The sequence below is a fragment of the Streptomyces sp. NBC_01214 genome, assembly GCF_026340975.1.
Lineage (GTDB): Bacteria > Actinomycetota > Actinomycetes > Streptomycetales > Streptomycetaceae > Streptomyces.
Map to the genome: position 1 here is coordinate 2,860,960 of NZ_JAPEOS010000001.1, position 25,412 is coordinate 2,886,371.

A 25,412-nucleotide genomic window follows, 5' to 3' on the forward strand; every position below is an offset into this window, starting at 1 on the left:
GGGACGGCCCGCGCCGTATGGTGGACCCGCACCAAGAACCCGCACGTCAGCATCCCGCCGCTCCAGAGCCGCAGCGGCACGACAGAACGACCGCCGCACCAGGAGCCGCACCGCCATGGCCGAAACCCCCGCCTACCCCGTCGGTCTCCGACTCGCCGGCCGCCGCGTCGTCGTCATCGGCGGCGGCCAGGTCGCGCAGCGCCGCCTTCCCGCGCTCATCGCGGCCGGCGCCGACGTCCTGCTGATCTCGCCCTCCGCCACCCCCTCGGTGGACGCCATGGCCGAGACCGGCGAGATCCGCTGGGAGCGCCGCCGCTACCGGGACGGTGACCTCGCCGACGCCTGGTACGCGCTGATCGCCACCCAGAACCGCGAGGACAACGAGCGGGCCTCCGCCGAGGCCGAGCGCGAACGCGTCTGGTGCGTCCGCGCCGACGACGCCTCCGCCGCCACCGCCTGGACCCCCGCGACCGGCCGCATCGAGGGCGTCACCGTCGCCGTGCTGACCGGCAACGACCCCCGCCGCTCCGCGGCCGTCCGCGACGCCGTCGTGGAGGGCCTGCGCGACGGCACCCTCACCGCCCCCGCCCACCGGCACAAGGCCACCCCCGGCGTGGCCCTCGTCGGCGGCGGCCCAGGCGACCCGGACCTGATCACCGTGCGCGGCCGCCGCCTCCTCGCCGAGGCCGACGTGGTCATCGCCGACCGGCTCGGCCCCCGGGACCTGCTCGACGAGCTCCCGCCGCACGTCGAGGTCATCGACGCCGCGAAGATCCCGTACGGCCGGTTCATGGCCCAGGAGGCCATCAACAACGCCCTGATCGAGCACGCCAAGGCCGGCAAGGCGGTGGTCCGGCTCAAGGGCGGCGACCCGTACGTCTTCGGCCGCGGCATGGAGGAGCTCCAGGCCCTCGCCGAGGCCGGCATCCCCTGCACGGTCGTGCCCGGCATCTCCAGCTCCATCTCGGTGCCCGGCGCCGTCGGCATCCCGGTCACCCACCGCGGCGTGGCGCACGAGTTCACCGTCGTCAGCGGCCACGTCGGCCCCGACGACCCGCGCTCGCTCGTGGACTGGGCCTCCCTCGCCAAGCTCACCGGCACCCTGGTGATCCTGATGGGCGTCGACAAGATCGGCCTGATCGCCGAGGCGCTGGTGCGCCACGGCCGCTCCGCGGACACCCCCGTCGCGGTGATCCAGGAGGGCACCACCGCCACCCAGCGCCGGGTGGACGCCACCTTGGCCACGGTCGGCGAGACGGTGCGCGCCGAAGAGGTCCGACCGCCGGCCGTCATCGTCATCGGCGAGGTCGTCCGCGTGAACGGCCCGGGCGACCGCACGCTCCCCGCCACCGGCGCCTGACAGGCCGTTGGCACCGCACCCCGGACAAGGCAGTATCACCCTGTGGCTGATCTCATCACCGTCAACGACCCCGACGACCCGCGCCTGCGCGACTACACGGGCCTGACCGACGTCGAACTCCGGCGCCGGCGCGAGCCCGCGGAAGGCCTCTTCATCGCCGAGGGCGAGAAGGTCATCAGACGCGCCAAGGACGCCGGGTACGAGATGCGCTCGATGCTGCTCTCCGCCAAGTGGGTCGACGTCATGCGCGACGTCATCGACGAACTCCCGGCACCGGTCTACGCCGTGAGCCCCGAGCTCGCCGAGCGCGTCACCGGCTACCACGTGCACCGCGGGGCCCTGGCCTCCATGCAGCGCAAGCCGCTGCCCACGGCCGAGGAACTGCTCTCCACGACCCGCCGCGTGGTCGTCATGGAAGCGGTCAACGACCACACCAACATCGGGGCCATCTTCCGCAGCGCCGCCGCCCTCGGCATGGACGCGGTGCTGCTGTCGCCCGACTGCGCGGACCCGCTCTACCGCCGCTCGGTGAAGGTCTCCATGGGAGCGGTGTTCTCCGTCCCCTACGCCCGACTGGAGGCCTGGCCGAAGAGCCTGGACTCGGTGCGCGAGGCGGGCTTCAAACTGCTCGCCCTCACCCCGCACGAGAAGGCCACGGCGATCGACGTGGCCGCGCCGCAGTCCCTGGAACGGGTCGCGCTGATGCTCGGCGCCGAGGGCGACGGCCTGTCCACCCCCGCACTGGTCGCGGCCGACGAATGGGTGCGCATCCCCATGGCGCACGGCGTGGACTCGCTGAACGTCGGTGCGGCCGCCGCGGTCGCCTTCTACGCGGTGGCCCAGGGCCGCGCCTGACCGGGCACGAGGGGGCTACAGCTTCTGGGCCGCCGCGATGCCCAGCGCCACGATCAGCGTCACCACGACGAACACGATCAGCCGCTGCCGCATCAGCTTCGGATCCGGCCGCGAGGGGCGCCGTCCCGTCCCCGTCGTCCTGGGGGCCGGACGGCCGCCCGTGCGCCCCGCGGTCGGCCGGGAGGACGGCCCGCCGGGGTGCTGCGGGTTGCGGGAGGACGAGGGCCGCGAGTGCGGACCGCTCGGGGAGCCGCCCTGGGCCCGGGGCGTGGTGCTGCCGCCCGTACGACGCTCCGTGCGGCGGCCCGGGTACTCCTCGGCCCCGCCGATCCGCTCCGCCTCGGGCAGCCGCCCGGTCGGCCGCTCGACCCGGGCCCGCTGGGCCGGCGGACGCCCGTCGGAGAGCCCCTGCGCCTCGCGGGCCGCGATCTCCTTGAGCCGCATCGACAGCTGGAGCGTGCTGGGCCGCTCCTCGGGGTCCTTGGCGAGGCAGGCCCGCACCAGGGGCGCCAGCGCGTCCGGTACGCCCTGGAGGTGCGGCTCCTCGTGCACCACGCGGTACAGCATGACCTCGGAACTGCCGTGCCCGAAGGGCGAGTCGGCGGTGGCCGCGTAGGCCAGGGTGGCGCCCAGGGCGAAGACGTCGGTGGCCGGGGTGACGGCGGCGCCGCGCACCTGCTCGGGTGCGAGGAACCCGGGGGAGCCGACGGCCGTACCCACATGGGTGAGGGTGCTCGCCCCGGTGGCCCAGGCGATGCCGAAGTCGATGATCCGGGGGCCCTTGGGCGACAGCAGGATGTTCGAGGGCTTGAGGTCGCGGTGCACGACCCCCGCCTCGTGGACGGCGACCAGGCCCTCGGAGAGCGCGGCGCCCACGGCGGCGATCTGCGCGGCCGTCAGGGGGCCTTCCTCGGCCACCTTGTCGTGCAGCGAGGGGCCGGGCACGTACTGGGTCGCGAACCAGGGGCGCTCGGCCTCCAGGTCCGCGGCCACCAGGCGGGCGGTGCACCCGCCCCGGATCCGCCGGGCGGCGGACACCTCGCGGGCGAACCGCGAGCGGAACTCCTGGTCCTCGGCCAGATCCGGCCGGATGACCTTGAGCGCGACGCGCTGCCCGCGCCGGTCCGATCCCAGGTACACCACGCCCATGCCGCCGGCGCCGAGCCGCCGGTGCAGTCTGAACGAGCCGACGACACGCGGGTCCTCGCGCCGGAGCCGCATCATCGCCATGTCCACCCCGCTGACCGGTCGTCCTGTTGACGTGGCACAGCTTACGGACCATCCGGCATGCGTGCTCAGAGGCCGCGCCCTCGCCGGGGGATTCGGTTGTCAGTGCGCCACAGCACACGTGAGGGGGCGTCGGCGCCGTGGTCCGGGAGCGTTCCCAGAGTGCTCCACCCGGCCAAGCAGCCCTTTTTCCAAGGGGATTGGCGCCCGGTGGCGGGTTCGGGCCCGCTCCGGCGCGCGCGTAGGCGGCTCCCGGCCGAGTCGATCTTGCCGGGGGTCGGTGGGCGGACACGCGGCGACAGGCAGTGACGGAAGTGAGCGAAGTCACTACCCTCCGGTCATCCCCTCCGGGAAGACCCCCAAAACGGGGGAGCGATCTCCACCCAGGGGAGTACGCGGGACAGGCCCCGTCATCCTCCTGGAGGCCCGGCAATGGGTACGAGGGCATGAGGTCAGGAGCCGCCCGCCCGCCTAGTGTTGAAGACAAGCGGCGGGTGGCGCACTCGTCCCCCGAGGTCACGAGCCCGCCGCTGCCAAACGACAGGGAGAGGACCATGGCGGACATCGCACGGCAGGGACGCAAGGCATTCGCGTTCAACGGCCACGAGTCCGGTACCCGCCACCCCTTGGTGGCCGCGGCCATGGTGCTCCCCCTGGCCGCCCTGCTGCTCTTCCTCTTCGGAGGCTTCGAGCAGCTGGCGGCACAGGCGTCGTCCGTAGGCGTGATGCTGGGGCGCTGAGCGGCGCCCCGGGTCCGGAAGAGCGGTCCGGACCGGGACATCGGCCTGTCGAACCCCGTGGGGACGGGGGAGCGGCGGACGGACGGCAGGTGAAGGGTGCTGCCCGTACGACTGGGGAGTCGGACGGGCAGCACCCTTTTTCATGCTCCCGGACCCTCCGCCGGGCCCTCCGCGTGCCGGGCCATCCGCGCGGGGGAACGCGAAAGCCCCGACCGTGGAGACGGCCGGGGCTTTCCGGTGGTGCGCGATACTGGGATTGAACCAGTGACCTCTTCCGTGTCAGGGAAGCGCTCTCCCGCTGAGCTAATCGCGCGGGCTCCGCAACTCGAAAGCCGCAGGTGGAACAAGGTGGTGCAGGTGCTGCGTGCGCGATACTGGGATTGAACCAGTGACCTCTTCCGTGTCAGGGAAGCGCTCTCCCGCTGAGCTAATCGCGCGGGGATCCTTGCGGATCAGTGGACGATACTGGGATTGAACCAGTGACCTCTTCCGTGTCAGGGAAGCGCTCTCCCGCTGAGCTAATCGTCCTTGGAGGTGGAGACGGGATTTGAACCCGTGTAGACGGCTTTGCAGGCCGTTGCCTCGCCTCTCGGCCACTCCACCATGTAGCTGTAGGGGTTCTCGGGAAGATCCCCCACTTCGAGCGGACGACGAGACTCGAACTCGCGACATCCACCTTGGCAAGGTGGTGCTCTACCAACTGAGCTACGTCCGCAGGTCACCGTGTTCGCTCCGGGGTTTTTCCCCTTCGCTCCCTGGCGACGTGTTGAACTCTAGCGGATTACCGGGCCAGCTCAAAAACGCGTTTCCGCAGCGTGCTGCCACTCGATCACCACAGGTCACCCCGCCGTCACCGCACCGGCGCCGTGCCGTCACCGGTCATAGACTCGCAGCCGTGCACGACCTGCCTCCCATGGCCCGCTTCGGCGGCCTTCTCGCGACCGACCTCCGAGACGTCACCAGCGATCCCGCCGCCCTCGACTCCACCGGCTTCTGGGCGGTGTCCGCCGACTTCGAAGGGCGGCTCGTCTGCGCGCGCTTCGGCGACGTGCGCCGCGAGCCGGTCCCCGCGCCCGTTCCGGGCGCCTGGCGCGGACCCGACGCCGACCGGTGGACCTCCTCCCTCGACCGCGCCGCGTACGTGGCCGGCGTACGCCGCGTCCGGGAACACATCGCCGCAGGTGAGGTCTACCAGGCCAACCTCTGCCGGGTGATGTCCGCGCCGCTGCCCCACCCCGACCGCGCCGATGTCGACGCACTCACCGCACTCCTCGCGCGCGGCAACCCCGCACCCTTCGCAGGAACGATTCGCCTGGCCGCCCACGGCGTCGAGATCGCCACCGCCTCACCGGAGCTCTTCCTGCGCCGGTCCGGCCGGCACATCGAGTCCGGCCCCATCAAGGGGACCGGCCGCACCGCCCGCGACCTGCTCCCCAAGGACCACGCCGAGAACGTGATGATCGTGGACCTCGTGCGCAACGACCTCGGCCGGGTCTGCGCGACGGGCTCCGTCGCCGTCCCCGAGCTGTGCGCCGTCGAGGAGCACCCGGGCCTCGTCCACCTCGTCTCCATCGTCAGCGGCGAGCTCGCCGACGGCGCCGGTTGGCCCGAACTGCTCGCCGCCACCTTCCCGCCCGGTTCCGTCACGGGCGCCCCGAAGTCCTCCGCCCTGCGGATCATCGAAGCCCTGGAAACCGCCCCGCGCGGCCCCTACTGCGGAGGCATCGGCTGGGTGGACGCGGACCGGCGCACCGCCGAGCTCGCCGTCGGCATCCGTACCTTCTGGATCGACCGCGAGGCCGCCGGCGGCCCCCGACTGCTCTTCGGCACCGGAGCGGGCATCACCTGGGGCTCCGACCCCGACCGCGAGTGGGCGGAAACCGAACTCAAGGCCGCCCGGCTCCTGCGCGTGGCCATGGGCCACGAGGTGAGCGGTGGTACGCAGGGGACGACCGACACGATCGGAAGGACCGCACCATGAAGATCTGGCTCGACGGAGCCCTGACCGAGGTGGACAGCGCGAAGGTGTCCGTCTTCGACCACGGCCTGACCGTGGGCGACGGCGTCTTCGAGACGCTGAAGGCCGAGCGCGGCCGCGCCTTCGCGCTCACCCGGCACCTGGAACGGCTCACCCGCTCGGCCCGGGGCCTGGGCCTGCCGGACCCCGACCTCGACGAGGTCCGCCGCGCCTGCGCCGCCGTACTGGAGGCCAACCCGCTGGAACACGGCCGGCTGCGCATCACCTACACCGGCGGCGTCTCCCCGCTCGGCTCCGACCGGGGGGACGCCGGGACCACCCTGATCGCCGCCGTCGCGGACTCCCCCCGCCGCCCGGACACCACCGCCGTCGTCACGGTGCCCTGGGTCCGCAACGAGCGCTCCGCCGTGGCCGGGCTGAAGACCACCTCGTACGCCGAGAACGTGGTCGCCCTCGCCGCCGCGCACCGCTCCGGGGCCTCCGAAGCGCTCCTCGCCAACACCCTCGGCCGCCTCTGCGAGGGCACCGGCTCCAACGTCTTCGTCGTGCTCGACGGAGAACTGCACACCCCGCCGCTCGACTCCGGCTGCCTGGCCGGCATCACCCGGGCCCTCATCGTCGACTGGGCCGGTGCGAAGGAGACCGACCTGCCCTTCGAGGTGCTGGAGCGGGCCGAGGAGGTCTTCGTGACCTCCTCGCTGCGCGACGCCCAGGCGGTGCTGCGGATCGACGACCGCGAGCTGGGGACCGCCCCCGGACCGGTCACGGCCGAGGTGATGCGGATCTTCGAGGTGAAGGCGGCCGCCGACATCGACCCGTAACGGGCGCCCGGCCGCCGGGCCCTGCCGTCAAAGTCCCGTCGGGCCCGACGCCACTTTGACGACAGGACCTGGGAGGGCTGTCGTGGCGGCCGCGGGGCGGGTAGAACTCAAGGGATGACCACCACCCTGCGGCCGTCCGGGCCGCTCCAGCACACGGCGGACGGCGCGCGTTCGCGCCCGTACGAGATCCGGGTCAACAGCAGGCGGGTCGGCGCCCTGACCATCGCCTCCGACACCCCGTTCGGGCCGACGGTCGGCGAGATCCGCGACCTGGACGTCGAGCAGGGCGACCGGCGGCGGGGGAGGGCCACCGTGGCCGCGCTCGCCGCCGAGGAAGTGCTGCGCGGCTGGGGCTGCCGCCGGGTCCGCGTCTCGGTCCCGGCGGACTCCGAGGCGGGCCTGTGCATGGCCGAGGCCCTCGGGTACACCGAGTACAGCCGGAACATGGCCAAGGACCTGACGGCCGAGCCGCCCGCCCTCCCCGAGGGGGTGCTCGGCCGCCCCATGACGGACGCCGAGTACGAGGGCTGGTACGCCCGGGCCGTCGAGTCCTACGCCGCGAACTGGAGCAGCCGCGGCATGTCCGCCGAGGCCGCCCGCGCCAAGTCGGTCGCCGACCACGAGAGCCAGCTGCCCCGGGGCCTGGCCACCCCGGGAGCGGCCTTCGTGGTCTTGGAGGCCGCCGGGGTGCCCGTCGGCCACGTGTGGCTCGCGCCGCGCGGGGCGGGCTCGTACGTCTACGACATCGAGGTCCGGGCCGAACACCGGGGACACGGGCACGGCCGCCACCTGATGGAGCTCGCCGAGCACACCGCCCTCGCCGCCGGCCACCGTCTGCTGGCGCTCCAGGTCTTCACCGACAACACCCCGGCCCTGAGGCTGTACCTCTCCCTCGGCTACCGACCCACCAACTTCAACTACGCGAAGGACCTGATCTAGGCGATGTCTAGGCGGTCTCTCCGGCGTCTGCCAGCAGACGGTCGGCGATCTCCTCGATCCGGGCGCGCAGGCCGTCCTGGCTCTTGCCGCCGTCGAGGCGCTGCCCGTCGATCACGTACGTCGGGGTGCCGGTGACGCCGATCGCCTTGCCCTCGGCCTGGTCGGCGTCGACGATCAGGATGTGCCGCCCGTCGATCAGGGCGGTGTCGAACTCCTCTACGTCGAGCCCCAGTTCACGTGCCACGTCCAGGAGGACCGGCTCGCCGCGCTCGGCCAGCTCCGCGGTGCGCGCCAGCACGGCCTCCGCGTAGGGCCAGCCCCGGCCCTGCTCGACGGCCTCCTCGGCGGCCTGCGCCGCGGCGAAGGAGTGCTTGTGCTTCTCCAGGGGGAAGTGGCGCAGCCGGAGGTCCAGCCGGTCGCCGTAGCGGGCCCGCAGGGCGCGTACGTCGTCCAGGGCGCGGTGGCAGTCCGGGCACTGCAGTTCGCACCAGACGTCGAGGATCACGGAATCGGTCATGCGGACAGTCTCCCAGCCCCCGCCCGCCCCACCGACCGGGACCGGGACCTGGACGGGGACCTGATCGGGGACCTGGACCGGGAGACCTGGACCCAGGGAGGAGGCGCGACCCGGAGATGTCCCGGAGATCCGTCCGGGCGGGGCCCGGGACCTGGCCGCCGCCGCGGCGGCCGGTGCAGGATGGATAGGGACGGATCGCCCAGTCAGTCGCCGAGAGTCCGGAGGACCGCATGCTTGCCGAGACCATTTGCTCCGCGGTGTCAGTGGCGGGCTTGGGCATCGCCGCGGTCACCGCCTACCGCAAGCGCTTCCTGGCCGCCGCGCGGATCACCGCGTACGCGCTCGTGCCGGTCGCCCTGGTGATGACGGGGTTCGTCGAGTGGGTGTCCGGGATGGTCTTCAACCCGACCGTCTGGGCCGGCTTCGGGCTGTTGGGGGTGTCCTGGCTGCTCTTCATGACCACCCGCGCCATCGAACGCCGCGGCCTCGCCGCGTCCGGGGAGTCCGGGGAGCCCGGAGCACCGGGGAAGTCGAAGAAGAAGGTCAAGGGGAGCCCGGCCGCCGGGGCCGTCGCCCCGGCCGCTTCCGCGCCGTCCCTGGGCTCCGCCCGGGCCGGTTCGCCGCCCCGGTCCGCCGCTCCCGCGGACGACTTCTCCGACATCGAGGCCATCCTCAAGAAGCACGGGATCTGAGCACGGGATCCGGCCCGGACCGGGTCTCGACCACAAGATCGAGCGAACTCCCGCCCGGATGTTGGCGTGTTGAGGGCCGCTCGGTGGTGCGCTGCGCCATCATCGCCCCGACATGTTCGACACATCGCACGGTGACCCGCCGGTACCCGCCCCTGCCGTGGAGGAGCCGCGAGGCTGTCTCTTCGCGCTCTCCCAACCACCCCTGATGATCTTCCTAGCGGTGATCGGCATCCTGCTGCTGCTCGCCGCCGTGCACGATCTCTTCCTGCTCTGACGCCTCCGCGTCGGCCTCCTTGCGCCGGGCCCGGTACGCCGCCACGTGCAGCCGGTTCCCGCAGGTCCGGCTGTCGCAGTAGCGCCGGGAGCGATTGCGGGACAGGTCGACGAAGGCCCGTCGACAGTCCGGGGCCTCGCAGCGGCGCAGCCGTTCCTGTTCGCCGGAGACCACGATGAAGGCCAGCGCCATGCCGCCGTCGGCCGCCAGGTGGTCGCCCACCGACGCGCCCGGCGCGAAGTAGTGCACGTGCCAGTCGTAGCCGTCGTGGTCGGTCAGCTGCGGGGTGGTGCCGGCGGTGGCCACGAGCTCGTTGATCAGTATGGAAGCCGCACGTGGGTTCGGGGAGGCGAAGACCTGGGCGAACTTTGCGCGCACGGTCCGGACGCCGGCCAGGTCGCGGGCGCTGAGCTCGCCGACGTCGCTGATCGCGTACTCCTGGACGAATCCGCGCAGCTCGCCGATGTCCGAGAGCCCGTCGGGCTGGTCGGCCTCGGCCGCGGTGTTCACCAGCGCGACGACGACGTCGAGCGCGCGACGGGTGTCGTGGGGGATCTGCACGGGGTCTCCCTCAGGGGCCGGGCCTGCGACGACGGGAGCCGCCGCCGCTGCCGCCCGACAATAGCGGGTCCCGAACAGCACGCCGGCGCCGTCCTCGCGGGTGGCTTCCGCGGGAACAGCGCCGGCACTGCCGTATGTGGTTGTCCAGCCCACACCGTCGCCCCGAGTCGGACGGTGTCGAGCGGCTGTAGGCCTGGCTCAGCTTTCGGCCAGGATGTGGGAGAGCTCCTTGTCGAGGTCGAAGTGCCGGTGCTCGGTCCCGGGTGGAACCGCGGCGTCCGTCCGCTTGAGGAACGACTCGAGTGCTCGGGCGGGTGCTTCGAGCAGCGCTTCTCCCTCCGGTGAGCTCAGGGCGATGCAGACGACGCCCTGACCGTGGCTGCGGGACGGCCAGACGCGGACGTCGCCGGTACCGGTGGGCCGGTGGAGACCCTCCGCGAGGAGGTCGCGGGCGAACACCCATTCGACCGTCTCCTCGGCGCCGGTGTGGAAGGTGGCGTGCACGGCGTAGGGGTCGGCCGTGTCATACCGCAGGCCCGCGGGAACAGGCAGTGAGGACTCGCTCGACACAACGAGGCGCAGGTGCAGCTCGCAGCTGACCGTGGTGTTCATAAGCGCCAGGGCCTTTCGCTCAGTGTGCGCTCGGGGATTCGCACGTCGGCGAAATCGACATGCCACCTACGGTGCCGTTGTAAACCCCTCTGACCGTTTTGCGGACCTCTGGGTCCCTCGGACGGCGGATCCAAACCCGCATTCCGGTGTGCATCGAGCTCCGGTAGATTCGGCTCCATGAATACGGGGAGTGACCGCGGAACCCAAGGGTCTGCCGCTGACGAAGCCACCACGGAAGCCGCCACCGGATCGGCCGCGGACGAGACCGCGGACGCGACCGCGGAGGCCGCCGCGGAGGCGCCGCACGTATCGAAGGCCCCGGCCTTCATCAAGTCGAACAAGAGCCTGCACCTGAGCTGGCAGGTCGGCGTCTTCATCGTCGGCCTCGCGGTGATCGCCGCGGGCGTCGCGATGCTCGTGCTGCCCGGTCCCGGCTGGGTCGCGATCTTCGCGGGCCTGGCGATCTGGGCCACCGAGTTCGCCTGGGCCCACCTCGTGCTGCGCTGGACCAAGCGGAAGGTCACCGAGGCCGCACAGAAGGCGCTCGATCCGAAGGTCCGCCGCCGCAACATCATCCTGACCAGCGTGGGGCTCGTGATCGCGGGCGCGCTGATCGGTTTCTACCTGTGGAAGTACGGGCTCGTCCTGCCCTGGAACCTCAAGGACCAGTGATGGTCAAGGAGCACCGCTGACATGCGGTAATGTTTGCGGTGCGTCCGGGCGATTAGCTCAGTGGGAGAGCACTTCGTTCACACCGAAGGGGTCACTGGTTCGAACCCAGTATCGCCCACCCGGACCAGAGGCCCGGAGACTGTCACAGTCTCCGGGCCTCTGGCGTTTCACCCGAGCCGGCCGATCGCGGACCGCAGCCGGCGGGCGTCGCGCAGCCGCCGCTCGTACGTCGCCCCCACCGCCAGCAGCAGCACGCCCGCCAGGGCCGGCGGCACCCAGCGCGGGAGCGCACCCGCGACCTGCACCACGTACGGCGCCAGCTCGTGCACCGCCACCGCCGCCAGCACGGCCCCGCCGAGCAGGAGCGGCGCCTGGAGCCGCCACCGGGCGCCCAGCAGGGTCACCACCAGCGCGGCCACCCCCAGCAGCAGCGGGCGCAGCCAGCCCGCGTCCCCCCAGGCCGCCAGCAGACTCGGCACCAGCGTCGCCGCCAGGCCCGGGCCGTACGCCGTCCAGGACGAGGCCCCCGGGTCCCGGCGCCGCCGCAGCAGACCCACCACGAGGGCGGGCACCGTGACCGGCAGCGCGTAGGCCTCCGGGGCGCTCACTCCGGCCTCGGCCAGCCGCACCCAGGTCGCCGCCGCGAACAGCGCCCCCGCCGCCCAGCCCAGCACCCGCCGCTCCGGCCGCACCGCGGCGCCCGCGCAGACCACCCCGGCCAGCGCCAGGACCAGCGCCAGGGTCCCGGCCCGCCCGGCCGACAGGCCCACCGCCACTGCGCCCGCCCCCGCCGCCGCGATCTCCACGGGCAGCCGGACCCCGCCCAGCCGCGGCCCGAGGGCCGCCGCCAGCGCCGGGACCGCGAGCACCGGCAGTGCCCACCACACCACCGCCAGGTCCGACACCGCTCCCGCCGCCACCAGGACGCCCGTGGCGTAGCCGACCGCGGACACGGCCGCCCCCGACCGGATCGGGCGCGAAGCGGCCCCGTACGCCGCTGCCGCCGCGCAGCCCGCGCCCAGCAGCCCCCAGACGGCGAAGGTCGCCGCCCGGCCGTCCAGCGCGCCCAGGGACACGTTCGCGGCGCCCGTCAGCGCGCACACGGCGGCCGCGGTCCGGGCCCCGCGCGCCCGGGAGCGCAGGGCGAGGGCGCCCGCCGCGCCCGTCACCGCGAGCTGCACGGCGAACACCGCCGCCACCGGGAACCCGAGCAGCACCGGGGCCGTGAACAGCCCCGCCCAGGCCGAGGCCACCGCCACCACCATCGGCTCCGGCCGGGACAGCGCCCGGGCGAGCCACCAGGCCGCTCCGGCCACGACCAGCAGGGTCAGCGCGGCCGCGGCCCCCGACCCGTAAGGGTCCCGCTCCGGGGTCGTCGCCGCCCACACCTCACCCAGCACCCGCAGCCGGGCCACCAGGGTCGCGGCCACCGCGACACCCGCCGACAGCGCCGCCAGGGACGCCACCGCGGCCCCGGCCCGCGCCGACCCGCGCCGGACCGCCACCGGGAGCGCGGAGGCCCGTACCGCCGCCAGCAGCGGCAGCGCCAGCAGCAGGTGCACCAGCACCGTCCACGCCGGGTCCAGGCCCGGCCGGGCCACCCCGCCCAGGCCGGCCACCGCCGCCAGGGCGCCCGTCAGGGCCGCGGCCGAGGCGCGCGGCTCCCGCCATGCCGCCGCCACCCCGAGGGCCGCGCCCGCCAGCAGCAGCGCCGCCGGGGCCAGGGCCTGCGCCGCCGACCCGGCCGACCACGACTGGGCCACCCCGATCAGCAGCGCGCCCGCGCCCGTCACCGCCGCCGGGACCGCCGCCGCCCTGACCTTCAGGGCGAGCGCCGCGTCCAGCGCCGCCGTCGTCAGCAGCGCCCAGCCGAGCGCCTGCGGTCCCGGCCGTACGGCCAGCGCGGCCAGCGGCAGCGCGAACTGCGCCGCCAGCACCGCGGCCGGCAGCGGGATCCGCAGCTTCCGCAGCCCCGAGCCGTAGCCGGCCCACGCGGCCGCCAGCACGGCGGCCGCCCCCGCCGCGTAACCCGTGCCGTTCGCCTCCGGCATGCCGACCGCGTACAGCGCGTACGCATCGAGCACCGTCAGCAGCAGACCGACCGCCGCCACCGACTCCGCCGTCGACCGCAGCCCGCGGCGCAGCAGGAGCACGGGCGTGCCCAGCGCCGCCGCCGTCACCGCGGCGAGCACCGCCGAGCGCCCGCCGATCCCCATGGACCCCCAGCTGACCAGCGTGAACGCGAGCGCCGCGATCGCCAGCAGCACCGCGCCCAGGGTGAGCAGCACGTTCTGCGCGCTCGGCGCGGAGGCCTCCTTCGCGGGACCGGCGGGCCCGACGGTCGCGGCCGGGCCCCAGCGGACCGGGGCGGGCGCGCCGCCGGACTGGAGCAGCACGCGCAGCAGCCAGTCCCGGCGGCCCAGCAAATACAGCCGCCGGGCATCGAGTTGGGCCAGCTCGCGGTCGATGAGCGCCAGCTCTTCGGCGGGCGGCAGAGGCGTGTTCATATCCGGAGTGTGGCGGCGGTCACGCAGTCAGGACATGGGCGTGCGTACTCAGATGCGCCCTGAGTAGGTACCTGACGTACGGCCCCGGAGCCCCTTCGGGAGAAGCGGTTTGAACCAGCCCCGAGCCTTCTGTATTGTTCAGTCCGTTCCCGGGCGATTAGCTCAGCGGGAGAGCACTTCGTTCACACCGAAGGGGTCACTGGTTCGATCCCAGTATCGCCCACCGGGACAGGCCGGTCCGTCACTGACGGACCGGCCTTCCGCATGTTCGGGCACCTTCGCGCACCGCTCCTACGCCGCCGTCGACAGGTCCGGCCGCAGCGGCCAGTGCGGATCCACCGCCTCCGGCGTCCCCTGACGCGCGAACCACGCCTGCAGACCCCGCGCCTGCGCCGCGTGCCACACCGCCTGGAGCGTGTGCAGCTCGGCCGGCGTCAGCCGCTCCAGCCGGGCCGCGAACCGCCGCCCCACCGCCCGGACGAGTTCCAGCGAGGCCATCGCGTCCGCCGCCGCGTCGTGCGCGCCCTCCAACTCGATCCCGTAGTGCGCGCACAGGTCCGTCAGCGTCCGGCGGCCCTTGCGGTAGCGGTCCAGGTGCTTGTCCAGCACCCGCGGGTCCAGCACCGTCAGCGGCCGGTCGTCCAGGTACCGCAACAGCGAGGACGCCCGGTGCCGGCGCAACTCCCGGTCCAGCAGCGTCAGATCGAACGGCGCGTTCATCACCACCACCGGCCGGCCCGCCACCTGCTGCTCCCCGAGCGCCCGGGCTATCTCCTCCACCACCGGCGCCGGCCAGCGCCCGTGACGCTGTAGGTGTTCATCGGTCAGCCCGTGCACTTCCGTAGCGCCCGGGGGCACCGGAATCCCGGGATTGACCAGCCAGCGCGTGGTGCGGACCCGGCCGCCCGCACACTCCTGGACGATGAGCGCGGCGGACACGATCCGGTCCTGCTCGACGTCCACCCCGGTGGTCTCCGTGTCGAATGCGGCCAGCGGGCCCTCGTACCAGCGTGTCATGGCGAACTCCTCGTCCCCGAGCGGCGGATGGAGCTTCCTGAACACTCCAGCCCCGCCGCATCCGTGATACCCGGGCTGTTTGCCCCGTACGCCGTTTGCGGGCACTCGGGTGCGGAGACAACTTCCTTGGGGGGCCGTGCGCATGACCGGCCGTCACCCAGCACGCTCGCGACAGAGCCCGCAAGGCACGGGGGAGCCGGCCATGGCGCTCACACAGCCCGAACCGGGCGGGGTGCTCCACCAGGGGACAGGTCCGCGGACCGGAGCCCTGCGCGGCACGCTCGCCACCACCGCCTGCATGGAGACCCTCCAGGTGGGATACCTGCACGCCGTCGCGGCCGCCGCCGGGTGCTCGCTCTCCCAGCCCTTCCCCGACAACGGCATCGACTGGCACGTCTCCCACGGAGCGCCCGAGCACGTCGTCGACGACGAGGTCACCATCAAGGTGCAGCTCAAGGCGACCTACCAGATACCGCCGCGGCCCGCCGGTGCCACCTTCGGGTTCACCCTCGACAACGAGCACCTGGTGAAGCTGGCCCGGACGCCCGTCGCCGTCCACAAGATCCTCGTCGTGATGCTCGTACCGAGGGAGCGCGACCAATGGCTCGCCGCCGGACACGACCGGCTCGACCTCAGGCACTGCTGCTACTGGACCAACCTCGCCGGACACCCCGTGACCGGCCGGCGCCGCACCACCGTACGGATCCCGACCACGCGGATCTTCGACGACCGTGCGCTGTGCGAGATCATGACCCGGGTCGGGTCGGGAGGGACACCCTGATGAACCTGCACTCACCGCACCTCGAACCGCTCCCGTCCCCGCGGTACGCCCCGGGCGGTCCCGATCCCGCGCAGGTCGACCCGCAAGTGCTGGGAGCGCTGCTGCACCGGCACGGATGGCTGCGGCGCGGCGGCGCGGCCGGCCGGTACGGCCGCTGGACCCCGCCCGGCCGCTCGGGCACCAGCCTGCTCGTCCCCGAGAGCCGCACCTTCCCCGACTGCACGGACCTGCTGGAGGAGGCGCTCACCGCCCTCGCGCACGGCGGACTGCCCTCGGCCCGCGAGGTGCTCCTCGGACTGAGCGTGCCCAGCGACGAGATCCGCTGGGAGCGGGAGATCCCGGAGGGGCCCTACGGGTACCAGGGCGAGGCCTCCTGGCCCGTGCAGGAGCAGCTGCGCTCGGCCGCACGCCGGCTCCTGCTCGCGGGGGCCCTCGCCGACCGGGCCCGGGCCGGCTACTACGGGGCCCGGCACCAAGCGCAGGCCGAGCGCACCCTGGACGGGGTCCTGGTGGGACCCTCCCCGGGCGGGCGCCAGCTGACCGCGTACGTTCCCGTGGACGGCGGCCGGGGACCCGTGACCCGGCTGCACCACGCCCTGCACGCGGCCCGCGAGGCGGTGGACTACCAGCGGGCCACCGGCGGCATGGAGGCCTTCGACGCGGCGGTGGCCGCCGGGGTCAGCAGGGAACTCGCCGAAGCGCTCATCGCCCTGGTCCGGGGCTCGGAGGGGGCCCGGATCACCCTGGCCTGGGCGCCGGCGGCCGGGGTCCCGGCGGGCTGTGCGGCCCGCCCCGAGCCGGTGGAGTTCTCCCCGGGCGACCTGCTCGTGCTGCGGGAGGCCGCCGCCCGCTACACCCGCGCGGAACCCGCCGTACCGGTCCGGCTCGCCGGGGCCGTGGTGCGGATGCGGCGCAAGGCCGCCGGGGGAGGCGGGACCGTACGGCTGCGGGTGCTGGCCGGGGCGGAGGTCCCGTACGTCCGGGCGGCCCTCGACGAGGAGGCGTACCGCATCGCGGGCCACGCCCACCTGGTGGGCCTGCCGGTCCGGCTCACCGGCCGACTGCAACGCCGCGGCGGCTTCCGGCGGCTGTCCGACGCGGCGGACGTGACGCCGGTACCGATGGACGAGGTCGAGCGGGACCGGCTGATGAAGTCCCTGGACGCGGCCTTCGACCCGGAGGACGTGCTGCCCTCTGACGACTAGACGGGACGGCCGGGTCGTCTCTTTCCGGATCTCGTCGGCCGAGCCCGCGGCGTCCGGTGGCGGTGCCGTGCAGGGCGCCCCGACAACCTGGGGGTCCCCCCGGACGGAGTCTGGGGGATCGATTGCGGTGCCGGGCGTTGCGGGCCCGGCACGATCCGAAAGAGACGGCCCAGATGACGGCAGGGCCTAGCGGTACGCGGTGGCGCGGACCGTGTCGCCGCACAGGGCGAACTGGCCGCCGTCGGAGGGGGCCACCTGGAAGCCCGTGCCCATGACGCCGATCACCAGCGTGGGGGCGACGGTCGGGTCGGCGCCGGAGGCGCAGAAGCCGTCCGCCTCGCCGAGCACCGGGGTGAAGGTCAGGACCGTCGAGGCGGTCCCGCCCAGGGGCAGCAGCACCGGCCGGGCCTCGCCCCGGGGGACGACGCGCAGCGGCTTGTTCTGGTCCGGAGAGCCCTGGCCGGCGAGGGCGACCGTCGGGAAGCCCTGCAGCTGACAGGTCGGGCCGTTGTTGACCACGGTGAACCGCACGTGCGTGGTGTCGGGCCGCTCCGCGCCCGAGTCCGAGAGCAGGTCTCCGGTGCACGCGGGGACCGGCGCCGCCGCCGCGGGAGTGCCGACGAGCAGTCCGCCCGCCAGCAGGGCCGTCGCGGCGCCCAAGGCAGCCGCCTTCCTGGTCACGCTCATGGGTGTCACCTCATGCCAGGTAGGAAGATCCCCTTCCACCATCCCACGAGGTGCCGGTGGCGGCCCGGCCGAAGGAGGCCATGACCAGCCCCGGGACGGGGGAGAAGTCGAGGCCGCGGGTGAAGCCCAGGCGTTCGTACAAGGTCACTGCGGGGGCGTTCGCCGCGCCCGTGGTGACCTCGACCGGCCGGCCCGGGAACAGCTCGGTCAGGGCGTGGCGCAGCAACTGCGAGGCGACGCCGCGGCGGAACCAGGCCGGGTCCACGCACAGCCGGTCGATGCAGACGGCGTCGTCGGCCTCCTCCCACGCGAGGAAACCGGCCGGAACACCGTCCTCGGCGACGGCGCCCACCCAGTTCAGGGGCCGGACCCTCATCTCGGCGAGGCTCTCGCCCAGCGCCGGGATGCCGTCGAAGCCGATCAGCTCCGCCTCCACCGCGTAGGCGGCCCGCCCGATCCGGTGCACGGCCGCCGCGGTGGCGTCGTCGGTCAGGTCCAGGAGACGTATCTGCGGCATGCCGGCCACGCTACCCGCGGCCCGCGCCGAGCGGCCCGGAGTTTTCGGGCGGGCGGCGGCCCGCGGGGCCGAGGGGACGCCGCGGGGCCCCGCCCCACGGGCCCGACCGCGTCGGCCCCCGGGTGCGGGGGACCCGCTGGGCAGGCCCGGGCGGTAACCGTTTAGCGGCACGGCCGCTCCGCTCGGTACGATTCAGGCGCGCGGCGTTCGCCCGCGCACCCCCTGAGTCAGGAGAGACCGGTGTCAGACGTCCGTGTGATCATCCAACGCGATTCCGAGCGGGACGAGCGCGTGGTGGCCACGGGCACTACGGCGGCGGAGCTCTTCGCCGGCGAGCGCACCATCGTCGCCGCGCGCATCGCGGGCGAGCTCAAGGACCTCGCGTACGAGGTGCAGGACGGCGAGACCGTCGAACCGGTGGAGATCTCCTCCGAGGACGGCCTGAACATCCTGCGCCACTCGACCGCGCACGTCATGGCGCAGGCCGTGCAGGAGCTCTTCCCCGAGGCCAAGCTGGGCATCGGCCCGCCGGTCCAGAACGGCTTCTACTACGACTTCGACGTCGCCCGCCCCTTCACCCCCGATGACCTCAAGGCCATCGAGAAGAAGATGCAGGAGATCCAGAAGCGCGGCCAGAAGTTCTCCCGCCGCGTGGTCACCGACGAGGCGGCCCGCGAGGAGCTCGCCGACGAGCCGTACAAGCTGGAGCTCATCGGCATCAAGGGCTCCGCGTCCACCGACGACGGTGCGAACGTCGAGGTGGGCGGCGGCGAGCTGACCATCTACGACAACCTGGACGCGAAGACCGGCGACCTGTGCTGGAAGGACCTCTGCCGCGGTCCCCACCTGCCCACCACCCGGAACATCCCGGCGTTCAAGCTCATGCGCAACGCGGCCGCCTACTGGCGCGGCAGCGAGAAGAACCCGATGCTCCAGCGCATCTACGGCACCGCGTGGCCGTCGAAGGAGGAGCTGAAGGCCCACCTCGACTTCCTCGCCGAGGCCGAGAAGCGCGACCACCGCAAGCTCGGCAACGAGCTCGACCTCTTCTCCATCCCGGACGAGATCGGCTCCGGCCTCGCCGTCTTCCACCCGCGCGGCGGCATCATCCGCCGGGTCATGGAGGACTACTCGCGCAAGCGGCACGAGGAGGAGGGCTACGAGTTCGTCTACTCCCCGCACGCCACCAAGGGCGCCCTCTTCGAGAAGAGCGGCCACCTGGACTGGTACGCGGAGGGCATGTACCCCCCCATGCAGCTCGACGGTGGTACCGACTACTACCTCAAGCCCATGAACTGCCCGATGCACAACCTGATCTTCGACGCGCGCGGTCGCTCCTACCGCGAGCTGCCGCTGCGCCTGTTCGAGTTCGGCACCGTGTACCGGTACGAGAAGTCGGGCGTCGTCCACGGCCTGACCCGCGCCCGCGGCTTCACCCAGGACGACGCGCACATCTACTGCACCCGCGAGCAGATGGCGGAGGAGCTCGACACGACCCTCACCTTCGTGCTCAACCTGCTGCGCGACTACGGTCTGACCGACTTCTACCTGGAGCTGTCGACCAAGGACCCGGAGAAGTTCGTCGGCTCGGACGAGGCCTGGGAGGAGGCGACCGCGGTCCTCGCGCAGGTCGCCGAGAAGCAGGGCCTCCCGCTGGTCCCGGATCCGGGCGGCGCAGCCTTCTACGGTCCGAAGATCTCGGTGCAGTGCAAGGACGCCATCGGCCGCACCTGGCAGATGTCGACCGTGCAGCTCGACTTCAACCTGCCGGAGCGCTTCAACCTGGAGTACACCGCGCCCGACGGCTCGCGCCAGCGGCCCGTCATGATCCACCGCGCGCTGTTCGGCTCGATCGAGCGGTTCTTCGCCGTGCTGCTGGAGCACTACGCGGGCGCCATGCCGCCGTGGCTGGCACCGGTCCAGGCGGTCGGCATCCCGATCGGCGACGGGCACGTCGAGTACCTGCAGGAGTTCGCCGCGGCGGCGAAGAAGCAGGGCCTGCGGGTCGAGGTGGACGCCTCCTCGGACCGGATGCAGAAGAAGATCCGGAACCACCAGAAGCTCAAGGTTCCGTTCATGATCATCGTCGGTGACGAGGACATGGCCGCGGGCACCGTCTCCTTCCGCTACCGCGACGGTTCGCAGGAGAACGGCATCGCCAAGGACGAGGCGCTGGCCAAGCTGGCCAAGGTCGTCGCGGACCGGGTCCAGGTCTGATCGTCCGATCCGGCACCCGAAGTACCCGAAGCACCTGAAGGCCCCCGGGAAGTGATCACTTTCCGGGGGCCTTCTTCGTACGCCAGGCCAAGGTCATATGCTTGCCGCCATGACGACTCAGCCGGAGCAGCAGATCGGTGTGGGCACGCAGGACGCGTTCCAGCGACTGTGGACGCCCCACCGGATGGCCTACATCCAAGGGGAGAACAAGCCGACCGGCCCGGAGGCCGGGGACGGCTGTCCCTTCTGCGGGATTCCGGACATGTCCGACCAGGACGGCCTGGTCGTCGCGCGGGGCCGGCACGTGTACGCGGTGCTGAACCTCTACCCGTACAACGGCGGCCACCTGATGGTGGTCCCGTACCGGCACGTCGCCGACTACACCGAGCTGGACGGGCCGGAGACGGCCGAGCTCGCCGACCTCACCAAGCGGGCGATGGTCGCGCTGCGCAAGGCCTCGGGCGCGCACGGATTCAACATCGGCATGAACCAGGGCGCGGCTGCCGGCGCCGGCATCGCCGCGCACCTGCACCAGCACATCGTGCCCCGCTGGGGCGGGGACACGAACTTCATGCCGGTCGTGGGCCACACCAAGGTGCTGCCCCAACTCCTGGCGGACACCCGCCAGATGCTCGCCGACGCCTGGCCCGTCGACTAGGCCGTCTCTTCCCGGTCAGGCCCGATCGGGTCCGCTCAGGCCCGGTCGGGGCGGCCCCGCCGCCAGGCCTCCACCTCGGCCTCGACGTCGAACTCCGTCAGGCCCAGGGGCGGGCCCGGCGGGGGCCTGCGCAGGGCCGCGGCGATCTTCTCGTTGATCTGCGTGAGGACGTCCCGCACCTGGCGTTCGGAGCGGGCCGCCCGGACCTTCTCCGCGGCGTCCTCGGCCTCCTTGCGCAGCGCGAGCGCCGGCGGCAGGACGGCGAAGCCCTCGCGGTGCAGCTTGTCCTTGATCCACCACTGCTCGTCGTAGGGCGCGTCCAGCGAGGCCAGCGGCTTGCCGTAGCCAGGCAGGCTCTTGAACTCGCCCCGTTCGGTGGCCTGTCGGATCTGCCGGTCCACGAAGGACTCGAAGCTGACACCCGGTGGCTTGCGCTCGGTCATCGTCCCTCCTCGGCCGTCCCCTCCAGCCTACCTACGCGTCGTAGACGTCCGCCTTGCGCGGGGACGGCTCCTGGACGAGCCCGCTCATGATCGAGGAGCGGTTGGTGAAGCGGTCGGTGTCGACGCCGTTCTCTTCCAGCACCTTGAAGGTCGCCGCGTGGATCGACCGCAGGACCGGTGCCACCGTACGCAGGGCGTCGTCCGCCATGAACCGGTGCCGCCACATCGAGCTCGCCCACACGTGGCGCAGGCCGAAGGGCTCGGGCAGGACCAGCTTGCCGCCGAAGAACTCGAGGAGCGGCGGGTACCAGGTCAGCGGGGCCCGCACGGCGAGGCGCACCACCTCCTGCGCGTCGACCAGCGGCAGCGGGCGCTCCACGGTCTCCCAGAAGCGGATGCTCTTGGGCACCTCCACGGTCGGAGCCGCGGACTTGCTGGTGAACAGTCCGTGTACGGGGCCCAGGGCGTGCGCGGTGACGTCCACGCGCAGCGTCTTGTAGAGCACGGTGACCGTGACCAGCATGTTGATGACCAGCTGGCCGTCCCAGAGCGGGTACTGGATGCCCAGGTAGTGCCGGTTGCCGGCGCTGAACTGCTGCTCGTTGCAGATCCGGGTGATCTCGTGCGGCTTGATGAGGAAGGCGTCCACGTTCTCGCCGGTGGGGCGGGCCACCTCGGCGGCGCCCTCGCCGATCGGGGTGACGATCCAGTGCTGGATCGCGGCGGGCGGGAATCCGCCGGTGTGCAGGGGGCCCCGCTCGAGCTTGCGGAGCTGGGCGTCGATCCCGCGTACGACGTCCCAGCTGCGGAAGGGGTGGATCTCCATGCCCTCGCTCTTGGGTGCCAGCTCCTCGGCCATCTGCCAGCTGCCCCAGCGGGTGCCCATGCCCAGGATCCCCTTGGGACCCGCGTAGAAGACCTGGTTGCTGTGGTCCTCCGCGGTGAGCTTGGCGAGCTGGTGGCGCAGGTCCTCGCGCGCCTTCTCGTCGGGGTTGCCGGGCACGGCCTCGGGGATCTTGGCCCCGACCCCGCCGCCCGACAGCAGCCCGTCCCAGCGGGCGCGCAGGTCCCGGGCGGTGGCCTCGCAGGTGCGGCGGGCGAGCAACCAGCCCAGGGCCGGGGCGATGATCATGCCGCGGGCGTACAGGCCGAGGAAGCCGGTCAGCGGCAGCTTGAACATCAGGAGGGCCGCCACGGCGCCGACGCCGACCAGGACCGCGGTGCCGATCCAGGAGCTGTGCTTGCCCTCCTTGGCGGCCAGGGTCTTGCGGAGCTGGAAGAGCCCCAGCCACAGCAGCAGGCCGGGCAGGAACAGCACACCGCAGACCAGCATGATCAGCCGGAGTTTGCGGTCGCGCTCCTTGCGGATGTGCGAGGCGGCCAGGCAGTGCTCCACCACCGTCTGCGGATCGGCGCCGAAGGACTGGATGAGGGGCTTGCGGCCCGGACCGAGGGCGCGGGCCTCCACGGCCCGGCAGAAGGCCTCGCCGAGGCTGGGTTCGAAGAGGGAGATCTTCGGCGGTTTGATCGTCGCCGGGTGGTTCTCGTTGTTGGCGGTGAGTATCTTCTCGAGCTTGCTGTCCTTGCCGCCGTCCCGGTACGCGGCCGAGGCGAGGGCGTTGGTCGCCGCCGTCTGCCCGCCGCCCCCTTGCAGCGGAACCTGCGCTCCGGGCCTGAAGTCGAATCCGTCGTCCGCCACCGCTGCCCCCATCGCTGTGCGTTCCTGCTCTTTTGGTGCGCCGAAGAGCCTATCGGCGGATCTCGCCCCATGGTCATGGGACAGGGAAATGCCGCCCACCGCAAGCTGGTTGGGTGGGCGGCCGACCCTGTGCTACACCAATCAGCTTCCCTTCTCGGCCTGTTCGCGCACCTTTTCCGCGATCTGCGGCGGCATCGGTTCGTGGCGGGCGTACGCCCGGGCGAAGCGGCCCGTGCCGTGCGAGACGGAGCGCAGCTCGACGGCGTAGCGGCCGATCTCGATCTCCGGGATCTCGGCGCGGACCCGGGTGCGCCCCGGCGTGGCCTGGTCGGTGCCCACGACGCGGCCGCGGCGGCCCGCCAGGTCGCTCATGACCGGGCCGACGTACTCGTCGGGGACGATGACGGCGAGCTCGGCGACCGGTTCGAGGAGGTCGATCCGGGCCTCGGCGGCGGCCTCCCGCAGGGCGAGGGCGCCAGCCGTCTGGAAGGCGGCGTCGGAGGAGTCCACCGAGTGCGCCTTGCCGTCGAGGAGGGTGATGCGCACGTCGACCAGGGGGTAGCCGGCGGCGACCCCGCGGGCGGCCTGGGTGCGTACGCCCTTCTCCACGGACGGGATGAACTGGCGGGGCACGGAGCCGCCGACGACCTTGTCGACGAACTCGATGCCGCTGCCGGGCGGGAGCGGCTCCACCTCGATCTCGCAGATGGCGAACTGGCCGTGGCCGCCGGACTGTTTGACGTGCCGGCCGCGCCCGGCGGCCTTGGCGCCGAAGGTCTCGCGCAGGCTCACCTTGTGCGGGACGGGGTCGACCTGGACGCCGTAGCGGGTGCGCAGCCGCTCCAGGGCCACGTCCTGGTGGGCCTCGCCGAGGCACCACAGGACGACCTGGTGGGTGTGCGGGTTCTGCTCCAGCCGCATGGTCGGGTCCTCGGCGACGAGCCGGGCCAGGCCCTGGGACAGCTTGTCCTCGTCGGCCTTGCTGTGCGCCTCGATGGCGAGGGGGAGCAGGGGGTCGGGCATGGTCCACGGCGCCATCAGGAGCGGGTCGTCCTTGGCGGAGAGGGTGTCGCCGGTCTCCGCCCGGGTCAGTTTGGCCACGCAGGCCAGGTCGCCGGCGATGCACCGGGTGAGGACGCGCTGCTGTTTGCCGAAGGGGGAGGAGAGGGTGCCGACCCGCTCGTCGACATCGTGGTCCTCGTGCCCGCGGTCGGTGAGCCCGTGCCCGCTGACGTGCACGGTCTCCTCGGCCTTCAGGGTGCCGGAGAAGACGCGTACGAGGGAGACCCGGCCGACGTAGGGGTCGGAGGAGGTCTTGACGACCTCGGCGACGAGGGAGCCGTCGGGATCGCAGGTGACGTCCGGGCGGGCGGAGCCGTCGGGGCGGGTGACGGGGACGGCGGCGCGCTCCAGGGGGGTGGGGAAGCCGCCGGTGACCAGTTCCAGGAGTTCCACGGTGCCCAGGCCCTGGCGGGCGCCGTCGGTGGCGGGGGCGGCCATCAGGACGGGGTGGAAGGTGCCGCGCGCCACCGCCCGCTCGAGGTCGTCGACGAGGGTCTTGAGGTCGATCTCCTCGCCGCCGAGGTAGCGGTCCATGAGGCTCTCGTCCTCGCTCTCGGCGATGATCCCCTCGATGAGCCGGGCGCGGGCGTCGGTGATGAGGGCGAGCTCGGCCGGGTCCGGGTCGCGCTCCACGCGCTCGCCGGAGGCGTACTCGTAGACGCGCTGGGAGAGCAGGCCGAGCAGGCCGGTGACGGGGGCGTGCCCGTCGGGGCCGGGCGGGCCGTGCAGGGGGAGGTAGAGGGGGATCACCGCGTCGGGGTCGTCGGCGCCGAAGATCTCGCCGCAGACGGTGGTCATCTGCGCGTAGTCGGAGCGGGCGGCCTCCAGGTGGGTCACGACGATGGCGCGGGGCATGCCGACGGCCTCGCACTCGTCCCAGACCATGCGGGTGGCGCCGTCGATCCCGTCCGAGGCCGAGACGACGAAAAGGGCCGCGTCCGCGGCGCGCAGACCGGCCCTGAGTTCCCCGACGAAGTCGGCGTATCCGGGGGTGTCCAGGATATTGATCTTGATTCCGCCCCATTCGACGGGGACGAGGGACAGCTGGACGGAGCGCTGTCGGCGGTGCTCGATCTCGTCGTAGTCGGAGACGGTGGCGCCGTCCTCGACCCGGCCGGCCCGATTGACCGCTCCTGCGGTCAGGGCGAGGGCTTCGACCAGCGTGGTCTTGCCGGATCCGCTGTGGCCGACCAGCACGACGTTCCGAATGGACGAGGGGCGGTCGGCCGTCAGTGCCCTGCCGGCGGCTCCGGCGTGGTGTGATGTGGCTCCCATGATGCTCGTACCTCCCGGTGGTGACGGTGAGGAGGGTCGGGTGGTGTGGGGACGGGTGTCCGGATCGGGTGTCCCGGCCTCCTCCGCGGAGGAGGA

At 72.9% G+C, this 25,412-nt stretch carries 23 protein-coding genes and 7 tRNA genes; 14 read left to right on the forward strand and 16 right to left on the reverse strand.

What is annotated here, in order from left to right; translation table 11 throughout:
* Positions 1 to 115: 115 nt before the first annotated feature.
* Both cobA and OG594_RS13665 read left to right on the forward strand, forming a co-directional pair.
* Positions 116 to 1,360, forward strand: coding sequence for a uroporphyrinogen-III C-methyltransferase (gene cobA, locus OG594_RS13660; protein WP_266598558.1), 1,245 nt, complete (start codon positions 116 to 118; stop codon positions 1,358 to 1,360).
* 42 nt (positions 1,361 to 1,402) lie between these two features.
* Positions 1,403 to 2,215: an RNA methyltransferase gene (locus tag OG594_RS13665; RefSeq protein WP_266598560.1), complete on the forward strand. Its 813-nt coding sequence runs from the start codon at positions 1,403 to 1,405 to the stop codon at positions 2,213 to 2,215.
* 15 nt (positions 2,216 to 2,230) lie between these two features.
* Here OG594_RS13665 and OG594_RS13670 read toward each other — a convergent pair whose 3' ends face one another.
* Positions 2,231 to 3,445, reverse strand: coding sequence for a serine/threonine-protein kinase (locus tag OG594_RS13670; protein WP_266598562.1), 1,215 nt, complete (start codon positions 3,443 to 3,445; stop codon positions 2,231 to 2,233).
* A gap of 551 nt (positions 3,446 to 3,996) precedes the next feature.
* Between OG594_RS13670 and OG594_RS13675 the strand changes: the two genes are divergently transcribed.
* Positions 3,997 to 4,182 (forward strand): hypothetical protein, encoded by a 186-nt coding sequence (locus OG594_RS13675; protein WP_030010266.1) that lies wholly within the window; start codon positions 3,997 to 3,999, stop codon positions 4,180 to 4,182.
* Between the two features lie 238 nt (positions 4,183 to 4,420).
* Here OG594_RS13675 and OG594_RS13680 read toward each other — a convergent pair.
* From OG594_RS13680 to OG594_RS13700, 5 genes are all read right to left on the reverse strand, one after another.
* Positions 4,421 to 4,495: transfer RNA gene (locus tag OG594_RS13680), tRNA-Val, on the reverse strand.
* Positions 4,496 to 4,547: 52 nt separating this feature from the next.
* Positions 4,548 to 4,619, reverse strand: a tRNA-Val gene (locus OG594_RS13685).
* 19 nt (positions 4,620 to 4,638) lie between these two features.
* Positions 4,639 to 4,710 (reverse strand) — tRNA-Val (locus OG594_RS13690).
* A 1-nt stretch (position 4,711) separates the two neighbouring features.
* Positions 4,712 to 4,785: transfer RNA gene (locus OG594_RS13695), tRNA-Cys, on the reverse strand.
* A gap of 39 nt (positions 4,786 to 4,824) precedes the next feature.
* A tRNA-Gly gene (locus OG594_RS13700) sits at positions 4,825 to 4,897 on the reverse strand.
* A gap of 180 nt (positions 4,898 to 5,077) precedes the next feature.
* On the opposite strand from OG594_RS13700, the gene OG594_RS13705 reads away from it, so the two are divergent.
* From OG594_RS13705 to OG594_RS13715, 3 genes are all read left to right on the forward strand, one after another.
* Positions 5,078 to 6,163 carry a chorismate-binding protein gene (locus OG594_RS13705; protein ID WP_266598564.1) on the forward strand — a complete coding sequence of 362 codons (1,086 nt, stop codon included), beginning with the start codon at positions 5,078 to 5,080 and terminating at the stop codon, positions 6,161 to 6,163.
* Positions 6,160 to 6,981: an aminotransferase class IV gene (locus OG594_RS13710; RefSeq protein ID WP_266598566.1), complete on the forward strand. Its 822-nt coding sequence runs from the start codon at positions 6,160 to 6,162 to the stop codon at positions 6,979 to 6,981. The genes OG594_RS13705 and OG594_RS13710 overlap by 4 nt, the downstream gene beginning before the upstream one ends.
* Positions 6,982 to 7,095: 114 nt before the next feature.
* Complete coding sequence (locus tag OG594_RS13715; protein WP_266598568.1) at positions 7,096 to 7,920, forward strand: GNAT family N-acetyltransferase; 825 nt, start codon at positions 7,096 to 7,098, stop codon at positions 7,918 to 7,920.
* Between the two features lie 7 nt (positions 7,921 to 7,927).
* On the opposite strand, the gene OG594_RS13720 is transcribed toward OG594_RS13715, so the two are convergent.
* Positions 7,928 to 8,437, reverse strand: coding sequence for a DsbA family protein (locus tag OG594_RS13720; protein ID WP_266598570.1), 510 nt, complete (start codon positions 8,435 to 8,437; stop codon positions 7,928 to 7,930).
* 230 nt (positions 8,438 to 8,667) lie between these two features.
* Here OG594_RS13720 and OG594_RS13725 point away from each other — a divergent pair, with 230 nt between their 5' ends.
* Positions 8,668 to 9,129, forward strand: coding sequence for a hypothetical protein (locus tag OG594_RS13725; protein ID WP_266598572.1), 462 nt, complete (start codon positions 8,668 to 8,670; stop codon positions 9,127 to 9,129).
* Between the two features lie 214 nt (positions 9,130 to 9,343).
* Here OG594_RS13725 and OG594_RS13730 read toward each other — a convergent pair whose 3' ends face one another.
* Positions 9,344 to 9,964, reverse strand: a complete 621-nt coding sequence (locus tag OG594_RS13730) for a CGNR zinc finger domain-containing protein (RefSeq protein WP_266598574.1) — start codon at positions 9,962 to 9,964, stop codon at positions 9,344 to 9,346.
* A gap of 198 nt (positions 9,965 to 10,162) precedes the next feature.
* Positions 10,163 to 10,576: an SsgA family sporulation/cell division regulator gene (locus tag OG594_RS13735; RefSeq protein WP_030011909.1), complete on the reverse strand. Its 414-nt coding sequence runs from the start codon at positions 10,574 to 10,576 to the stop codon at positions 10,163 to 10,165.
* Positions 10,577 to 10,753: 177 nt separating this feature from the next.
* On the opposite strand from OG594_RS13735, the gene OG594_RS13740 reads away from it, so the two are divergent.
* Positions 10,754 to 11,248 carry a TIGR02611 family protein gene (locus tag OG594_RS13740; protein WP_266598576.1) on the forward strand — a complete coding sequence of 165 codons (495 nt, stop codon included), beginning with the start codon at positions 10,754 to 10,756 and terminating at the stop codon, positions 11,246 to 11,248.
* 46 nt (positions 11,249 to 11,294) lie between these two features.
* Positions 11,295 to 11,366 (forward strand) — tRNA-Val (locus OG594_RS13745).
* Positions 11,367 to 11,415: 49 nt separating this feature from the next.
* Here OG594_RS13745 and OG594_RS13750 read toward each other — a convergent pair.
* Positions 11,416 to 13,755 carry an SCO7613 C-terminal domain-containing membrane protein gene (locus OG594_RS13750; RefSeq protein WP_266598578.1) on the reverse strand — a complete coding sequence of 780 codons (2,340 nt, stop codon included), beginning with the start codon at positions 13,753 to 13,755 and terminating at the stop codon, positions 11,416 to 11,418.
* Positions 13,756 to 13,906: 151 nt separating this feature from the next.
* Between OG594_RS13750 and OG594_RS13755 the strand changes: the two genes are divergently transcribed.
* Positions 13,907 to 13,978, forward strand: a tRNA-Val gene (locus OG594_RS13755).
* A gap of 68 nt (positions 13,979 to 14,046) precedes the next feature.
* Here the strand turns inward: OG594_RS13755 and OG594_RS13760 are convergent.
* A complete protein-coding gene (locus OG594_RS13760; RefSeq protein ID WP_266598580.1) occupies positions 14,047 to 14,772 on the reverse strand; it encodes a 3'-5' exonuclease in 726 nt (241 codons plus the stop codon).
* 202 nt (positions 14,773 to 14,974) lie between these two features.
* Here OG594_RS13760 and OG594_RS13765 point away from each other — a divergent pair, with 202 nt between their 5' ends.
* Both OG594_RS13765 and OG594_RS13770 read left to right on the forward strand, forming a co-directional pair.
* Positions 14,975 to 15,553 carry a DUF4365 domain-containing protein gene (locus tag OG594_RS13765; RefSeq protein WP_266598582.1) on the forward strand — a complete coding sequence of 193 codons (579 nt, stop codon included), beginning with the start codon at positions 14,975 to 14,977 and terminating at the stop codon, positions 15,551 to 15,553.
* The gene (locus OG594_RS13770; RefSeq protein WP_266598584.1) at positions 15,553 to 16,758 is read left to right on the forward strand and encodes a hypothetical protein; all 1,206 of its coding nucleotides are present in this window, start codon (positions 15,553 to 15,555) and stop codon (positions 16,756 to 16,758) included. The genes OG594_RS13765 and OG594_RS13770 overlap by 1 nt, the downstream gene beginning before the upstream one ends.
* A 186-nt stretch (positions 16,759 to 16,944) precedes the next feature.
* Here the strand turns inward: OG594_RS13770 and OG594_RS13775 are convergent, their stop codons facing one another.
* Positions 16,945 to 17,445 (reverse strand): DUF4232 domain-containing protein, encoded by a 501-nt coding sequence (locus OG594_RS13775; protein ID WP_266598586.1) that lies wholly within the window; start codon positions 17,443 to 17,445, stop codon positions 16,945 to 16,947.
* Positions 17,446 to 17,455: 10 nt separating this feature from the next.
* Complete coding sequence (locus OG594_RS13780) at positions 17,456 to 17,962, reverse strand: GNAT family N-acetyltransferase (protein ID WP_266598588.1); 507 nt, start codon at positions 17,960 to 17,962, stop codon at positions 17,456 to 17,458.
* A 240-nt stretch (positions 17,963 to 18,202) separates the two neighbouring features.
* Here OG594_RS13780 and thrS point away from each other — a divergent pair, with 240 nt between their 5' ends.
* Complete coding sequence (thrS, locus tag OG594_RS13785; protein ID WP_266598590.1) at positions 18,203 to 20,179, forward strand: threonine--tRNA ligase; 1,977 nt, start codon at positions 18,203 to 18,205, stop codon at positions 20,177 to 20,179.
* 97 nt (positions 20,180 to 20,276) lie between these two features.
* Positions 20,277 to 20,837: an HIT domain-containing protein gene (locus tag OG594_RS13790; RefSeq protein WP_030010101.1), complete on the forward strand. Its 561-nt coding sequence runs from the start codon at positions 20,277 to 20,279 to the stop codon at positions 20,835 to 20,837.
* A gap of 35 nt (positions 20,838 to 20,872) precedes the next feature.
* Here OG594_RS13790 and OG594_RS13795 read toward each other — a convergent pair whose 3' ends face one another.
* The 3 genes from OG594_RS13795 to OG594_RS13805 all read right to left on the reverse strand — a co-directional run bounded on the left by OG594_RS13795 (position 20,873) and on the right by OG594_RS13805 (position 25,316).
* Positions 20,873 to 21,280, reverse strand: coding sequence for a DUF1992 domain-containing protein (locus OG594_RS13795; RefSeq protein ID WP_266598592.1), 408 nt, complete (start codon positions 21,278 to 21,280; stop codon positions 20,873 to 20,875).
* Positions 21,281 to 21,311: 31 nt separating this feature from the next.
* Positions 21,312 to 22,991, reverse strand: coding sequence for a hypothetical protein (locus OG594_RS13800; protein ID WP_266598594.1), 1,680 nt, complete (start codon positions 22,989 to 22,991; stop codon positions 21,312 to 21,314).
* A 129-nt stretch (positions 22,992 to 23,120) separates the two neighbouring features.
* Positions 23,121 to 25,316: an elongation factor G-like protein EF-G2 gene (locus tag OG594_RS13805; protein WP_266598596.1), complete on the reverse strand. Its 2,196-nt coding sequence runs from the start codon at positions 25,314 to 25,316 to the stop codon at positions 23,121 to 23,123.
* Between the last annotated feature and the right edge of the window lie 96 nt (positions 25,317 to 25,412).

Coding starts and splice junctions, on each gene's coding strand:
- cobA (WP_266598558.1), top strand. CDS start 116: ATGGCCGAAACCCCCGCCTACCCCGTCGGTCTCCGACTCGCCGGCCGC.
- OG594_RS13670 (WP_266598562.1), bottom strand. CDS start 3,445: ATGGCGATGATGCGGCTCCGGCGCGAGGACCCGCGTGTCGTCGGCTCG.
- OG594_RS13675 (WP_030010266.1), top strand. CDS start 3,997: ATGGCGGACATCGCACGGCAGGGACGCAAGGCATTCGCGTTCAACGGC.
- OG594_RS13710 (WP_266598566.1), top strand. CDS start 6,160: ATGAAGATCTGGCTCGACGGAGCCCTGACCGAGGTGGACAGCGCGAAG.
- OG594_RS13715 (WP_266598568.1), top strand. CDS start 7,096: ATGACCACCACCCTGCGGCCGTCCGGGCCGCTCCAGCACACGGCGGAC.
- OG594_RS13720 (WP_266598570.1), bottom strand. CDS start 8,437: ATGACCGATTCCGTGATCCTCGACGTCTGGTGCGAACTGCAGTGCCCG.
- OG594_RS13725 (WP_266598572.1), top strand. CDS start 8,668: ATGCTTGCCGAGACCATTTGCTCCGCGGTGTCAGTGGCGGGCTTGGGC.
- OG594_RS13735 (WP_030011909.1), bottom strand. CDS start 10,576: ATGAACACCACGGTCAGCTGCGAGCTGCACCTGCGCCTCGTTGTGTCG.
- OG594_RS13740 (WP_266598576.1), top strand. CDS start 10,754: ATGAATACGGGGAGTGACCGCGGAACCCAAGGGTCTGCCGCTGACGAA.
- OG594_RS13750 (WP_266598578.1), bottom strand. CDS start 13,755: ATGAACACGCCTCTGCCGCCCGCCGAAGAGCTGGCGCTCATCGACCGC.
- OG594_RS13760 (WP_266598580.1), bottom strand. CDS start 14,772: ATGACACGCTGGTACGAGGGCCCGCTGGCCGCATTCGACACGGAGACC.
- OG594_RS13765 (WP_266598582.1), top strand. CDS start 14,975: ATGGCGCTCACACAGCCCGAACCGGGCGGGGTGCTCCACCAGGGGACA.
- OG594_RS13770 (WP_266598584.1), top strand. CDS start 15,553: ATGAACCTGCACTCACCGCACCTCGAACCGCTCCCGTCCCCGCGGTAC.
- OG594_RS13775 (WP_266598586.1), bottom strand. CDS start 17,445: ATGAGCGTGACCAGGAAGGCGGCTGCCTTGGGCGCCGCGACGGCCCTG.
- OG594_RS13780 (WP_266598588.1), bottom strand. CDS start 17,962: ATGCCGCAGATACGTCTCCTGGACCTGACCGACGACGCCACCGCGGCG.
- OG594_RS13790 (WP_030010101.1), top strand. CDS start 20,277: ATGCTTGCCGCCATGACGACTCAGCCGGAGCAGCAGATCGGTGTGGGC.
- OG594_RS13795 (WP_266598592.1), bottom strand. CDS start 21,280: ATGACCGAGCGCAAGCCACCGGGTGTCAGCTTCGAGTCCTTCGTGGAC.
- OG594_RS13800 (WP_266598594.1), bottom strand. CDS start 22,991: ATGGGGGCAGCGGTGGCGGACGACGGATTCGACTTCAGGCCCGGAGCG.
- OG594_RS13805 (WP_266598596.1), bottom strand. CDS start 25,316: ATGGGAGCCACATCACACCACGCCGGAGCCGCCGGCAGGGCACTGACG.